The sequence below is a fragment of the Nostoc sp. ChiQUE02 genome, from assembly GCF_034531305.2.
GTDB lineage: Bacteria > Cyanobacteriota > Cyanobacteriia > Cyanobacteriales > Nostocaceae > Nostoc.
This window is the reverse complement of record NZ_JAVRBN020000008.1, coordinates 1-14,527: the sequence shown is the minus strand read 5'-3', so window position 1 is coordinate 14,527 and position 14,527 is coordinate 1. Positions and strand designations below refer to the sequence as shown.

Below are 14,527 nucleotides of genomic sequence, written 5' to 3'. Positions count from 1 at the left end.
TGCAACTTCGAGGTTCAAAGGCGCAACTTCGAGGCTAAAAGGCTCAACGTTGAGGTTCAGAGGTTAAACGTTGAGGTTCAAAGGCTCAACGTTGAGGTTCAGAGGCTCAACGTCGAGGTTCAGAGGCTCAAGTGGCGATGTCTACGACGGGCTACGCCTACGCAGAATTCTTGTTCTCTGATATGGTGGGTTAAATTGGCGGTTATAAACCGCATCTACACAGGCAAAACCCACCTTCGTGGGTTTCAAACCTTCAATTTTTCGTTAGTCCGCGAAGGCCGACTTTTCGCCCTGGCTCTAAATTGACTACTTCTTATTTTCCCTTGTCTGCTGAACCATTACAGGCACTAAAGTTTTAACTAAACCCGTAATTGCAACAATCACAGAGGCAATTCCCCCAATGGACAATGAAGTCAAAATTGCCGCGGCAAGAATAATTTCAGTGGGACTATATCCATCTCGCATCCAGGTAGATGGATTCTCTACTAATGTTGGTGAGGCGGGGATTAATTGTAAAGTTTGGGTGGTTTGATTAGCGTTGACTGGAGTTATTAAGGCAGTTTTCACGGCTGAACCTCTTCTAAATGTTTCTATGCAAATGGTATTTCTGCAAGAAGAAGAGGAGATACCCTAGAAATGGAGACAAAGTAGAAATTAAGTAGAATCGAGAAGAAATCTCACAAGCTGTCTATGCAATGGGCTGATTTTCTAGCTAACGAAGCTGCTACTAATAGCTTATCCCCAGAGCAAACGGCAGCTTTTGTAGAGCGTTTTAAGACTGAAAACTTAGGGAAGAGTGAGGCAAAACTTGCCAACGAAGAGCAGTTGCGAATTGGCGCAGCTGCTTTTAAAAAGCGGATGACTGAGGTTTATGACAAGTTCGCCAAGAGTTATCCTGAGTTAGCCACTTCTAAACGGGGTAAGTTAGAAAAGTTACGGGCTTACCTGACAGCGAAATATAATGGCGGGCAAGACTTCGGCGTGAGCGCTCAGTCGAACGCTGTTCACCTCACAATTAAAGAAATTCATCAAAATATTCCCCCTGCTGTCCCATTTGAAAAATTTGTGGGACGTGAAGCGGAACTACAAAATCTGCACTCCTCATTACAAACATCTCGCCAAGTTGCGATTGTAGCTGTGGCGGGTATGGGTGGAGTTGGCAAAACTGAACTCGCTACCCAATACGCCAAACAGCATTTGCAGAATTATCAAGGTGGGGTTTGTTGGTTATCAGCACAGGGAATAGATGTCGGAATTCAGATTCTCAGATTTGCGGAACTGAAATTTAAACTCATTGCACCGGAAGATTGGGAATTAGCAGATAGGCTGAGATACTGCTGGCATAATTGGCAACAAGGTGAAGTACTGCTGGTGTTTGATGATGTCACTGACTACAAAACACAGGTTCAGCGTAATCTACCCCCAGAATCACCCCGGTTTAAAGTATTGCTAACAACGCGCCTGGGCTTTGATAGAACTTTGCCGCAATTACCTTTGGGTGTTCTCAAACCATTGGCGGCGATGAAATTATTAAAATTGCTGGTTGTTGATAGAGAACGACTGAAAAGCGAACCTTGGGTTGCGAGAGAAATTTGTAAATCCTTGGGATATTTGCCTTTGGCGTTAGAGTTAGTGGGGCGATATCTGGATACAATGCCAGATTTGTCTTTGGAAACACTGCTAAAGCGGCTAGAGAAAAAGCGACTGGAACACGAAGCAGTAGCCAAAGCTAACCCATTAATGCGTTATGAATACGGTGTGGCTGAAGCTTTTGCATTGAGTTGGGAACAGTTGGATGAGAATTCACAAAAGAAGGGTTGTGGATTAAGTTTGTTTGCGTTGGCTGACATTCCTTTACCTGTTGAGGCGATAGAAGATGATGAACAACAAGAAGTATGGGAAAAAGCCATAGCCGATTTGCTGGAATTGCATTTGCTACAACGACAAAGTAAAGGAATTTATAAGTTACATCCATTGATTCGGCAATTTTTCCAAATGAAGCTGGATGAGTCAAGTGAGGCAGATGAAGTAAAAACCTCCTTTGCAGCGCAAGCGGTAGGGGTGGCAAAACGAATTCCTCAACAGTCTAACCGTGAAGAGATTCTCAACCTCACTTTATATATTCCGCACCTTGCAGAACTTGCAACTGATTTATTTCGGTATCTTAGCGACGAGGATTTAATCACACCGTTCACACGCTTAGGCTGGTTTTATAAAGGTCAAGGACTTTATCAGCAAGCAGAACCTTGGTTGCAGCAGTGTGTAGAAGTGACTAAAAATCGTCTTGGTTTAGAACATCCTCATATCGTCACTAGCCTGAACAATCTCGCAGGACTCTACAAATCTACAGGACACTACAGGAAAGCTGAACCGCTGTATCAGCAAGCTCTAGAACTGAGCAAACGCTTACTGGGAGAAGAACATCCCCTTGTCGCCGCTAGCCTGCACAATCTTGCAGGACTCTACAAATCTACAGGACGCTACAGGGAAGCCGAACCACTTTATCAACAAGCTTTAGAACTAAGCAAATGCTTGCTGGGAGAAGAACATCCCTTTGTCGCCGTTAGTCTACACAATCTTGCAGGACTCTACAAATCTACAGGACGCTACAGGGAAGCCGAACCACTTTATCAGCAAGCTTTAGAACTGAGCAAACGTTTGCTAGGAGATGAACATCCTCATGTTGCCACTAGCCTGAACAATGTCGCAGAACTCTACAAATCTACAGGACGCTACAGAGAAGCCGAACCACTTTATCAGCAAGCTTTAGAATTGAGAAAACGCCTGCTGGGAGAAGAACATCCCGATGTCGCCACTAGCTTGGACAGTCTCGCAGGACTGTACAGTTCTACAGGACGCTACGGGGAAGCCGAACCTTTGTATCAGCAAGCTTTAGAATTGAGAAAACGTCTGCTGGGAGAAGAACATCCCGATGTCAGTACTACCCTGAATAATCTTGCGTTACTCTACTTTCATACAGGATGCTACAGCGAAGCCGAAGTACTGTTACAGCAAGCTTTAGAATTGAGCAAACGTTTGCTGGGAGAAGAACATCCTGATGTCGCCAATAACTTTAACAATCTGGCAGAACTCTACTTTCATACAGGACGCTACAGTAAAGCCGAACCCTTGTATAAGCAAGCCTTGGCAATTAGTGAGCAGACTTTAGGTGTAGGTCATCTCACTACAATGACGGTTCGGGGAAATTATGCCAAGTTTTTAAAAGAAGCATATCGCTAACGATCGCACCCTTTCTCCCAAAATCGCACCAAATTAATGCCACACAACAGTTGTAGTTTAAATTTTAGGAGCGATCGCCCATCAATTCTAACTTCAAATAGCGATCACTCCCTCTTCTCTTTTCCTTGGCGTTCTTGGCGTCTTGACTCTAAGCTGAGTAATGCTTTCTAATAAATTGAGGATCAATTTATGCGAACAATACCAATCCAATTACCAGAAACAGTATTTTCAGCACTTCGTAAAAATCCTGAAGAATTTATCCAAGAAATGCGAATTGCAGCAGCAGTTAAATGGTATGAATTAGGCGACATATCACAAGCTAAAGCAGCAGAAATTGCTGGGCTAACTCGTGCTGAATTTATTAATGCTTTATCACGCTACCAAGTAGATTTTATGCAATATACTGCCCAAGAGTTAGCCCAGGAACTGGCAAATGCCGATTAATTGTGTAATTATTAACTCTTCACCTTTGATTGTTCTTTTAAAAAGTCAGCAAGCACAATTACTTCCACAATTATTCACAGAAATTTTAGTTCCATTAGGTGTTTTTGAATAAGTCACAACAAAAGATGATGTGGTATCAACACAATTACCCAGTATTTCTTGGATACAAACAGTAGAAGTTAATGCTATTGTTCCTGAAGTCGCAGCTTGGGATTTGGGAAAAGGAGAATCACAAGTATTGAGTTTGGCACTAGAAAATTCCGACTGTGCCGCTATTGTTGACGATAGAGCAGCACGGCGTTGTGGTCAAGCTTTAGGTATTACTACTATTGGAACAGGAGGTTTGCTGATATTAGCAAAAAGACGTGGACTAATCCCAAGCATATCTCCTGGAATTCAAGCTTTACGTGACGCTGGTTTGTGGTTATCCGATAGTTTGGTCAATTTACTCAAACAACAAGCAGGAGAATAGCGATCGCCATTAATTGTAACTTCAAACAGCGATACCTTCTCTACGAGACGCTACGCGTAGCTTGCTTCCCCGTAGGGGTACGGTAAGCTTTCCTACGGAACGCTGCGCGAACGCTAACGCTTCCTCTTCTCTCTTCCTTTGGATTTTTTGCGTCCTTCTCTGCAAGACGCGACGCGGTTCGATTCTCATGCTAATTGACAACGTGCGTGAGCCTAATCTGTAGTAGAAATAGCCCCTCATATCCAAAATACATTGAAAAATAGAGCGTAAGCGTAGCCCGTCGTAGACATCGCATAGCCATTTTGAGTACAAAACTCGAAAATTGAGGTTTACAGTCCAATACAGTTTAGATAAGCCCAAAACCCTGATGTAGAGACGCGATTTATCGCGTCTTTAAAGACCAATCATCTACACCAATAACTCATAACCCAAGCGTATTGCTTTAAAGGCTTCAAATGGCAATGCCTAAAGGCAGCCATTGCTTTTAGATGTTTCTATGCAAATGGTATTTCTACCCCAGAGAGAGGAGATTTCCAAATAAAGAGAAAGTAGAATTAAAAATAAACTTCACAAGCTGTTTATGCAATGGGCTAATTTTCTAGCCAAAGAAGCTGCTAAGAATGGCTTATCTCTAAAGCAAACGGCAGCTTTTGCAAAGTATTTTAAGACTGAAAACTTAGGTAAAAGTGAAGCTAAACTTGCCAGCGAATTAAATGTTGATGTTGCTGCTTTCAAAAAGTTGATTAGTGAGGTATATGACAAGTTTGCCCAGAATTATCCTGAATTCACAACTTCCAACAATCGGGACGAACTAGAAAAGTTACAAGCTTACCTAGGGGCAAAATATAATAGCGAATTGGATGCCCTCAGACCATTGGCAGCGATGAAATTATTAAAATCGCTGGTGGTTCGGGAACGACTGCAACAAGAAGCTTGGGTTGCGAGAAGAATTTGTAAATTTTTGGGATATTTGCCATTAGCGTTAGAGTTAGTGGGAGGATATCTGGATAAAATGCCAGAATTGTCTCTGAAAACACTGCTGAAGCGGCTAGAGAAGAAACGAGTGGAACATGAACCAGTAGTCGATGCTAACTCATTGATGCCTTATGAATCGGGTGTAGCTGAAGCTTTTGAATTAAATTGGGAACAGTTGGATGAAAATGCACAAAGCTTTGGCTGTTTGCTAAGTTTGTGTGCCTTAGCTGACATTCCCTTATCTGTTGAGATAATACAAGATGACAAAAAACAAGAACTCAATGAGAAAGCTATAGCCGACTTACTGGAACTACATTTACTACAACAGAAAAGTAAAGGAATTTATCGTCTAAATCCACTGATTCGACAACTTTTCCAAATGAAGTTGGATAAATCAAGTGAGGCGGATAAAGCAAAAACTAACTTTGCAGTGATGATGTTAGAAGTAGCAAAGCTAATTCCGCAACAGCCTAACCCTGAAGATATTCTTAACCTCACTCCACATATTCCGCATATTACAGAAGTTGCAACCCACCTATCCCAGTATCTCAGTGCTGAAAATCTAATTATTCTATATACCAAATTAGCCTGGTTTTACCAGGCTCAAGAACTTTATCAGCAAGCAGAACATTGGTTGCAGCAGTGTGTAGAACTGACTCAAAATCGTCTTGGTTTAGAATATTCACCTGTCGCTGCTAGTCTGAACAATTTAGCACGACTCTACGAATCTACAGGACGCTACAGCGAAGCCGAACCCCTGTATCAGCAAGCTTTAGAACTGAGTAAACGCCTGCTGGGAGAGAACCATCTTGATGTCGCTACTAGCCTGAATAATTTAGCACAACTTTACGATTCTACAGGACGTTACAGCGAAGCCGAACCGCTGTATCAACAAGCTTTAGAACTGAGAAAACGGCTACTGGGAGAAGAACATACCGATGTCGCCACTACCCTGAGCTATTTAGCATTACTCTACGAATCTACAGGACGCTATAGCGAAGCCGAACCTTTATATCAGCAAGCTTTGGCACTGTGGAAACGCCTAGTGGGAGAAGAACATCCCCATGTCGCCACTACCTTGAACAATTTAGCAGCATTGTACTGTTATACAGGACGCTACAGCAAAGCCGAACCCTTGCTTAAAAAAGCTTTAGAACTGAGAAAACGCTTGCTGGGAGAAAACCATCTTGATGTCGCCACTAGCCTGAACAATTTAGCACAACTCTACGAATCTACAAGACGCTACAGCAAAGCCGAACCCTTGTACAAGCAAGCTTTAGAACTGAGTCAACGCCTGCTGGGAGACAATCATCCGGATGTCGCCATTAGCCTGAACAATCTCGCAGCACTCTACCGTCAAACAAGACGCTACAGGAAAGCCAAACCCTTATTTGAGCAAGCTTTGAAAATTTGTGAACAAACTTTAGGCGTAAGTCATCCTACTACTATGACGATTCGGGCAAATTATGCCAGCTTTTTAAGAGAAACATATCACTAGCGATCGCGGAATTAACCCAATAATTACGTTAGCGCAGCGGTAGCGAGTCCACAAACGTCATTACGAATTACGAATTAGTTAAAATAATATCCCCTTCTTCACCAGCGAAGAAGGGGTTACATTCTACTTACATCCTAAAGACTGGCGAGTATCCACACCAGTTTTAGAATTCACACCACTTGCCTTAACACAAAGTTTTTTCACTTGCGTCCCATCTAAAATTGCATTCGTAAAATCAGCACCTGTGACATTTACATCATCAAAAGTAGAACGCAGCATCATTGCATCGACCAACACAGCATCAGTAAAATCAGCATCCTTAAATCTTGTTAGATAGGCTATGCCTTCACTAAAATTAGCACCATGCAGATTTACTCCCTCCAAAACGGTACCGTTAAACACGCCACCACGTAAGTCAGCATTGCTAAAATTAGCATTCTCTAATTTGAGATTGGTAAACTCAGTGCCAACTAAACTTTGACCAGAGTAATCCTTGCCCTTAAGCTCATCATTACCTACAGAACGGGTAATACTGGAAGAACTTGCAGCTTGTGCCGATAGGGGAAAGAAAAAAAGAACCATAGCTAAAACAAAGCTAGCTAAAAGTCGCCAATATTTCATAATGTCTTCTTAATAAATCTCAACACTTGCATCATTAACTATTAAACCTCACAGAAGAGGACAAGGAGACAAGGAGAATAACCATGCCCAATGCCCCATACCCTAATTCGATACACAAGACTGTAAAACCAGAAAGCATCTCGTAGGATGATAGATGTTGAGGTGCGATCGCAAAATTACCTGTGGCTAATCAAGAAGACAACGCCCAATCTCTGGCGCGAACCCCTTTATATCAATTGGGTGTAGAACTCAAAGCACGGTTTACCAGCTTTGGCGGCTGGGAAATGCCTGTGCAATTTAGTGGCATTAGCCGAGAACACGAGGCTGTCAGAAATACAGCCGGAATGTTCGATATTTCCCACATGGGCAAATTTACCCTCCAAGGTAAAAACCTGATTTCCCAACTCCAGCCACTAGTGCCTTCCGACTTGAGTCGTTTGCAACCTGGTCAAGCACAATACACCGTCTTATTAAATCCCCAAGCCGGAATTATTGACGACATCATTATCTATTACCAAGGTGAAGACACCACTGGTATACAGAGGGCATTCATCATAGTCAATGCGGCAACCTCTGGTAAAGATAAAGCATGGCTATTGCAACACCTTGACCTGGATAAGTTGCAATTCCAAGACCTTTCACCAGAAAAAGCCTTAATCGCCGTCCAAGGGCCAAAAGCGATTAAATATCTCCAGCCCTTAGTGCAAGAAGACTTACAACCAATCAAAGCCTTCGGACATTTAGAAGCAACCCTACTGGGTAAACCTGCCTTCCTGGCCCGCACAGGTTACACCGGAGAAGATGGCTTTGAGGTGATGGTAGACCCAGATGTGGGGGTAGAATTGTGGCGAAGTCTCTATAAAGCTGGCGTTATGCCCTGTGGACTTGGTGCCAGAGATACTCTGCGGCTAGAAGCGGCGATGGCACTTTACGGACAAGATATCGATGACACCACCACACCCTTAGAAGCAGGGTTAGGGTGGCTAGTTCACTTAGATACCAAAGGCGAATTTATTGGTCGGGAAGTTTTGGCAGAGCAAAAAGCTGCTGGAGTGCATCGCCGATTGGTCGGTTTGCAAACCCAAGGACGCAACATTGCCCGTCACGGCTATCAAGTGTTATCAGTAGGTAAAGTAGTGGGAGAAGTTACCAGTGGTACTCTGTCACCCACACTTGGTTATCCCGTTGCCTTAGGCTACGTTCCCACCCAGCTAGCAACTGTTGGTCAGCAGCTAGAAATCGAAATTCGTGGCAAAGCTTATCCAGCAGTTGTAGTTAAACGTCCCTTTTACCGGTCAAAAAATCGTGTCACCAACTAACAAGCGCCAAGGTTTTTGAGGAATAATGTGTTGTGAGTTACTCAATCTACAGTAAGGTTCATTACCAGATATGGCTTGGATGACTGTTAGGGCAATAATTTTTTTGATAAGGGAGAGGAAGTGATATGTCTTTTGAATATCCTCAAGATTTCAGATACCTGGATTCTCATGAATACGTGCGAATAGATGGTGAAATTGCCACTATTGGCATTACTGAATTTGCCGTACATGAATTGGGTGATATCGTCTTTTTGGATCTGCCAGAAATTGGCGACGCTCTTACTAGGGGAGAAAACTTTGGCACAATTGAATCAGTAAAAGCCGTTGAAGAACTGAATTCACCAGTAACAGGCACAGTTATAGAACGCAATGAAGCCTTGATTAATTCTCCCGAAGAAGTATCAGAAGACCCCTACGGGGAAGGGTGGTTTTTGAAAGTGCGCGTCAATGACCCTGGCGAAGTTGAGGATGCCTTGACAGCGGATGAGTATCGCGCCCAAGTAGAAGGAGAGTAGGAAAGAGGCAAACGGGCAGAGGGGATAGGGGGCAGAGGGGAAAGACTTACAGCAAATTCCCCTCTGCTCCCCTGTCTCTTTCCACTCCACCCGAAAATAAGTCATGAAATTTAGATGAAATGAAAAGTTACACCTACTTATCATGAGTATTTATTGCAAAATATGAAATAGTACTATCTGGAGAGTAATTTGTGGTATTGAACGCCCCTATTCTCAAATCTAATGAGCAGCAAGTGCTGGACGAAAAAAGTCAAAAGTTAAGTAGTTTTGCGCCAAGGCACATTGGCCCAAACTCTGATGACATTCAGCAAATGCTTAAGATTTTGGGGTTTCCTAGCCTGGATGCCCTAATCGACCAAACAGTTCCACAGACAATTCGTCTGAAGCAACCGCTAAAGTTACCAGAAGCAGAAAGTGAGTATGCAGCACTGACATCCTTAAAAAAAATTGCTGCCAAAAATCAAGTTTTCCGCTCATACATCGGTATGGGATATTACGACAGTATTACCCCACCAGTGATTGGGCGTAATATCCTAGAAAACCCCGGTTGGTATACTGCCTACACTCCTTATCAGCCAGAAATTGCCCAAGGGCGACTAGAAGCGCTGCTGAATTTTCAAACCCTAATTATCGACCTCACAGGTTTAGAAATCGCCAATGCTTCCTTACTTGATGAAGCCACAGCTGCCGCTGAAGCGATGAGCCTAAGCTATGGTGTCTCCAAAAATCAGGCAAATGCCTATTTTGTGTCTCGTGATTGCCATCCCCAAACTATCGACGTGTTACAAACACGCGCTCAACCATTGGGGATTAAGATTATTGTCGGCGATCATCAAACATTTGATTTTGATCGAGCAATTTTTGGGGCTGTTCTGCAATACCCTGCAAGTGATGGCACCATTTACGACTACCGCGCTTTTATAGAAAAAGCCCATGCTAAGGGTGCATTGGTGACGGTAGCAGCAGATCCTTTAAGTTTAACTTTGCTGACCCCTCCTGGGGAATTTGGCGCTGATATTGCTGTCGGTAGCACTCAACGGTTTGGTATTCCGTTGGGGTTTGGGGGGCCTCATGCGGCATACTTTGCGACGAAGGAAGAGTATAAGCGGCTGGTTCCAGGGCGAATTGTAGGAGTATCAAAAGATGCCCAAGGTAAGCCTGCATTGCGTCTCGCCTTGCAAACCCGCGAACAGCACATTCGCCGCGAAAAAGCTACTAGTAATATTTGTACTGCCCAGGTGCTGCTGGCGGTAATGGCGAGTATGTACGCTGTTTATCATGGCCCTGCCGGACTGAAGCAAATTGCCGAAAATATCCACTCTTTGGCGGTGTTGCTGGCAGAAGGACTAAAGCGTTTAGGTTACAGGGTTGTTTCAGAATCTTTCTTTGATACGCTGCAAGTAGAACTAGGAACACGCGATTTAAAAGGTATTCTGGCAGCTAGCGAACAGCTTCAAATTAACCTGCGGGTTTTTGATGCAACTGCTGTTGGCATCTCCTTGGACGAAACAACTACACCAGAAGATTTAATCGACCTCTGGCAGATTTTCGCTGGTACAGATGATTTACCTTTTACCCTAAAAGAATTAACTTTTCCCTCTTTTTCCCATCTCTCCCTCTCCCGTACAAGTCCATATCTTACCCACCCAGTTTTTAACCGCTATCACTCTGAAACTGAGTTATTGCGCTATCTGCACAAGCTGGAAAGCAAGGACTTGTCGCTAACGACATCGATGATTCCTTTGGGTTCTTGCACAATGAAGTTGAATGCGACAGCTGAAATGATTCCGGTAAGTTGGGAGGAATTTAGCAAGATTCACCCGTTTGCCCCTGCGTCGCAAACGCAAGGTTATCAAATTCTGTTTGAGCAACTTGAGGCATGGTTAGCTGAAATTACTGGTTTTGCCGGAATTTCTCTGCAACCAAATGCTGGTTCTCAGGGCGAATACGCTGGACTTTTAGTGATTCGTCAATATCACAAAAGTCGGGGTGAAGCACACCGCAATGTCTGTTTGATTCCCACCTCTGCACACGGGACGAACCCTGCGAGTGCGGTGATGTGCGGGATGAAGGTGGTGGCAGTTGCCTGTGACTCACAAGGTAATATTGACGTTGATGACCTGAAGAGTAAGGCAGAAAAACACAGCAATGAACTAGCCGCCTTAATGGTGACATATCCCTCAACTCATGGTGTTTTTGAGGAGCCAATTCAGGAAATCTGCGCTGTAGTCCATAGTCACGGTGGACAGGTTTACATGGATGGGGCGAATATGAATGCCCAAGTGGGGATTTGCCGTCCTGGAGATATTGGCGCGGATGTCTGCCATTTAAACTTGCACAAAACCTTCTGCATTCCTCATGGTGGCGGTGGCCCTGGTATGGGGCCCATTGGTGTTGCTTCTCATCTCGTGCCCTTTTTGCCTGGACACCCTGTTGTGGGCAATCACGAAAAAATTTCTAATTCCCAACGTATTGGTGCTGTGGCTGCTGCACCTTGGGGTAGTGCAAGTATTTTGGTGATTTCTTGGATGTACATCGCCATGATGGGTGCAGATGGTTTAACCCATGCAACTAAGGTGGCGATTCTCAACGCTAACTACATCGCCAAGAAACTGGAATCATACTATCCAGTTTTGTATCAGGGCAAAAATGGTCTAGTTGCCCATGAATGTATTTTAGATTTGCGATCGCTCAAAAAATCGGCGAGCATCGAAATCGATGATGTTGCCAAGCGTCTCATGGACTACGGTTTCCATGCGCCAACTGTCTCTTGGCCTGTAGGAGGTACAATCATGGTGGAACCTACAGAAAGTGAATCTAAACAAGAGTTAGATCGTTTCTGCGATGCATTGATTTCTATTCGTCAAGAAATTGCCCAAATAGAAGTTGGCAAGGTGGATATCCAAGATAATGTTTTGAAGAACGCACCCCACACTGCCGAAAGTCTGATTACTGGAGAATGGAATCATCCCTATTCTCGCGAACAAGCTGCTTATCCTGCGCCTTGGACTCGTGAATATAAATTCTGGCCTGCTGTTGGTCGCATTGATGCAGCCTTTGGCGATAGGAATTTTGTTTGCTCTTGTCTGCCAATGGATGCTTATTAAGTACGAAGTGAAGAGTTAGGAGTTAGGAGAGACGCGACGCCAGTCGCTACAACGGGGAGCCACTCCGTTGGGCGGCTTTGCCGACTTGAAGGAAGTGGCGTGGCAACCCCCGCAACGCGCTGGCTCATTAATCGCGTCTGTACAAGGGTTAGGAGTTAGGAGTTTTAATTCCTAACTCTTCCAATTCTTTTCGTAAAGATAAAGGCTGATACCCCAATGCAAAAGCTTTAGAACTGTCCAAAGAAACATCTGCTGGTCTAGGTGCTGCCATTTTCACATCTTGTTGTCGGCAGGATTTAAGTCCGGTGGTGGGAAGTTTAAATACCTCAACTAATAGCTGCCCAAAATCATAACGCGAAATCCGCTCTTTGCCACCTAAGTGAATGATGCCGTTAACTTTTTCCAATGCTAATAAAAGTCCTTTGGCGGCAGTTGTTCCACTTATTGGTGTGCGAAATTCATCAATAAATAAACTTAGTTTTTCTTCGGCTTTTAAAGTTTGAATAAATGGCTGAATAAAGCTTTTTGCTGTAGGTGTTTCTGCACCAAACATTAATGGCATTCGACACACTGCGGTCATGGGATATCTTTCTAGCATATCCGCTTCTGCGAGCGCTTTTTGCTCACCGTAAAGATTGACAGGACACACGGCATCTGTTTCTCGATAAGGGGCATTTAAGCCATCAAAAACTAAGTCGGTTGAGGTAAAAGCACAAGGAATAGAATTATCCGCGCAAAGTCCAGCAAGATTGCAGGATGCTATAACGTTAATTGCGTGCGATTCTTCGGGGTGGGTTTGACAAAAATTTGGTTGTGAATGTGCGGCAGTATGCATAACTGCTGTTGGTTTTACATCACTAAATATACGTTTCAATTCCTGAAAATTTGTTAAGTTCGCTTTTAAAATTTTCATGCCAGGAATCTCTAAAGGATGGGAAAAATAAGTGCCATAAATATCCCATTCTTGTTTGGCAAGCTGGCAAAGATGCCATCCCAAAAAACCACTTGCTCCGGTGATTAACAATTTTTTCATGTCTAATCGTAAACCGCTCAAGAAAAAATACTTTCTACAGCAGGCTTATATTTTACACTGAGAGGTGGTGATAAAATCCTATTGCAGTAATTCCTGAAACTGCTTTTGACTACGTACTTTGCTAAAGTCAGGGTCAGTTTTGGCTAATTTCTTGTATTTATCAGGAACAAGCTCGATTGCTTTGTCTAGGTTCTCAATTGCTAATTCCAGATTGCTTTGTAAAGCATAAGAGCAAGCTTTGTTGTAATATGCTTGGTGTAAATCTTGCTTAATAGCGATCGCTCTATTATAAGACGCGATCGCATCTTGGTAGCGGTGTAGCTTGGTTAGAGCAATGCCTCGGTTAATTAAGGCTTCATATTTGCCTGGTTTGACGGCGATCGCTTTGTCGTAAGATGCAAGAGCGTCTTTGTAGCGTTGCAACGATGTTAGGGCGATGCCACGATTATACCAAGCTTCATATTTGTCGGGTTTGATCGCGATCGCTGTATCGTAGGATGTGAGAGCATCTTTGTAACGTTGCAATGATGTTAAGGCTATGCCACGGTTAATCCAAGCTTCAGGACTCTCAACTTTGATGGCGATCGCTTTGTCGTATGCTTTTATGGCATCTTCATAATGTTGTTCATCTAATAAATTATTACCTTGATGAAAGAAATCTTCTGCTTTTTGGGTAGCCTTCGCTTCTATGAAAAGCTGAGTTACATTACTTTCTTGCACAACTTGTTTGGTGTTTTCTGTCGATGAGTTTGCCCCACCACTACAGCCAAATGCCAAGAAAACTATCAAGCCAGATGCAACGAAGCAGCGCTGAGAAACCATGCTGTACCTACAAAACTTATTAAATGATCTTAAAATTTGTTCGTTTTTTGAGTATTATCAAAATACACTAGTTTTTACCCATTAATTTACTTATATTTTGAGAAAAAGCTTTGTTGATGATGCATAGATGTTTCTTAAAATCAAGCGTATATAACATTATCATATTAAATACACATAAAGCAATTGCTTAGAAACTATTTCAGTCAAAAAACAATATTTTATGTTGGTATATACGTTGCAATCGCGCTCGTCTGGTAATTTCCGTTTTAATTAACAAGGATGCGCTCATACTAGTTATTTACTAGAGGATGCTGTTATTTGCTTTATTATGTCAAGCAATTGTGTAAGCTAATCGTCATTTAAATTCCATCTCTGTGTCTTTGCGTCTTTCTAACGATTTGAACTATAGGACTCATATTTGATTTTTGAAATATACGTAGGGTGCGTTATGCCTCTGGCTAACGCACCGTCCGAAGGCTTT

At 43.2% G+C, this 14,527-nt stretch carries 12 protein-coding genes; 7 read left to right on the top strand and 5 right to left on the bottom strand.

What is annotated here, in order from left to right:
* Nucleotides 1-306: 306 nt before the first annotated feature.
* Nucleotides 307-567, bottom strand: coding sequence for a hypothetical protein (locus tag RM347_RS10590; protein ID WP_322721788.1), 261 nt, complete (start codon nucleotides 565-567; stop codon nucleotides 307-309).
* Nucleotides 568-690: 123 nt separating this feature from the next.
* Here RM347_RS10590 and RM347_RS10585 point away from each other — a divergent pair, with 123 nt between their 5' ends.
* The 3 genes from RM347_RS10585 to RM347_RS10575 all read left to right on the top strand — a co-directional run bounded on the left by RM347_RS10585 (nucleotide 691) and on the right by RM347_RS10575 (nucleotide 4,156).
* Nucleotides 691-3,240: a tetratricopeptide repeat protein gene (locus tag RM347_RS10585; protein ID WP_322721787.1), complete on the top strand. Its 2,550-nt coding sequence runs from the start codon at nucleotides 691-693 to the stop codon at nucleotides 3,238-3,240.
* A 189-nt stretch (nucleotides 3,241-3,429) separates the two neighbouring features.
* Nucleotides 3,430-3,684, top strand: coding sequence for a UPF0175 family protein (locus tag RM347_RS10580; protein WP_322721786.1), 255 nt, complete (start codon nucleotides 3,430-3,432; stop codon nucleotides 3,682-3,684).
* A gap of 130 nt (nucleotides 3,685-3,814) precedes the next feature.
* Complete coding sequence (locus tag RM347_RS10575) at nucleotides 3,815-4,156, top strand: DUF3368 domain-containing protein (protein ID WP_322721785.1); 342 nt, start codon at nucleotides 3,815-3,817, stop codon at nucleotides 4,154-4,156.
* A gap of 21 nt (nucleotides 4,157-4,177) precedes the next feature.
* Here the strand turns inward: RM347_RS10575 and RM347_RS10570 are convergent, their stop codons facing one another.
* Nucleotides 4,178-4,345 carry a hypothetical protein gene (locus RM347_RS10570; RefSeq protein ID WP_322721784.1) on the bottom strand — a complete coding sequence of 56 codons (168 nt, stop codon included), beginning with the start codon at nucleotides 4,343-4,345 and terminating at the stop codon, nucleotides 4,178-4,180.
* A 391-nt stretch (nucleotides 4,346-4,736) separates the two neighbouring features.
* On the opposite strand from RM347_RS10570, the gene RM347_RS10565 reads away from it, so the two are divergent.
* Nucleotides 4,737-6,629, top strand: coding sequence for a tetratricopeptide repeat protein (locus tag RM347_RS10565; RefSeq protein ID WP_322721783.1), 1,893 nt, complete (start codon nucleotides 4,737-4,739; stop codon nucleotides 6,627-6,629).
* A 123-nt stretch (nucleotides 6,630-6,752) separates the two neighbouring features.
* Here RM347_RS10565 and RM347_RS10560 read toward each other — a convergent pair whose 3' ends face one another.
* Complete coding sequence (locus RM347_RS10560) at nucleotides 6,753-7,250, bottom strand: pentapeptide repeat-containing protein (protein WP_322721782.1); 498 nt, start codon at nucleotides 7,248-7,250, stop codon at nucleotides 6,753-6,755.
* Nucleotides 7,251-7,432: 182 nt separating this feature from the next.
* On the opposite strand from RM347_RS10560, the gene gcvT reads away from it, so the two are divergent.
* The 3 genes from gcvT (at nucleotide 7,433) to gcvP (ending at nucleotide 12,191) form a co-directional block, all read left to right on the top strand.
* On the top strand, nucleotides 7,433-8,569 hold the full coding sequence (gene gcvT / locus RM347_RS10555; RefSeq protein ID WP_322721781.1) for a glycine cleavage system aminomethyltransferase GcvT: 1,137 nt from the start codon (nucleotides 7,433-7,435) through the stop codon (nucleotides 8,567-8,569).
* A 125-nt stretch (nucleotides 8,570-8,694) separates the two neighbouring features.
* The gene (gene gcvH / locus RM347_RS10550; protein WP_322721780.1) at nucleotides 8,695-9,084 is read left to right on the top strand and encodes a glycine cleavage system protein GcvH; all 390 of its coding nucleotides are present in this window, start codon (nucleotides 8,695-8,697) and stop codon (nucleotides 9,082-9,084) included.
* Nucleotides 9,085-9,275: 191 nt separating this feature from the next.
* Nucleotides 9,276-12,191: an aminomethyl-transferring glycine dehydrogenase gene (gcvP, locus tag RM347_RS10545; protein ID WP_322721779.1), complete on the top strand. Its 2,916-nt coding sequence runs from the start codon at nucleotides 9,276-9,278 to the stop codon at nucleotides 12,189-12,191.
* Between the two features lie 148 nt (nucleotides 12,192-12,339).
* On the opposite strand, the gene RM347_RS10540 is transcribed toward gcvP, so the two are convergent.
* Together RM347_RS10540 and RM347_RS10535 are read right to left on the bottom strand one after the other, a co-directional pair.
* Nucleotides 12,340-13,224: an SDR family oxidoreductase gene (locus RM347_RS10540; protein WP_322721778.1), complete on the bottom strand. Its 885-nt coding sequence runs from the start codon at nucleotides 13,222-13,224 to the stop codon at nucleotides 12,340-12,342.
* A gap of 78 nt (nucleotides 13,225-13,302) precedes the next feature.
* Nucleotides 13,303-14,046: a tetratricopeptide repeat protein gene (locus RM347_RS10535; RefSeq protein WP_322721777.1), complete on the bottom strand. Its 744-nt coding sequence runs from the start codon at nucleotides 14,044-14,046 to the stop codon at nucleotides 13,303-13,305.
* Nucleotides 14,047-14,527 lie beyond the last annotated feature (481 nt).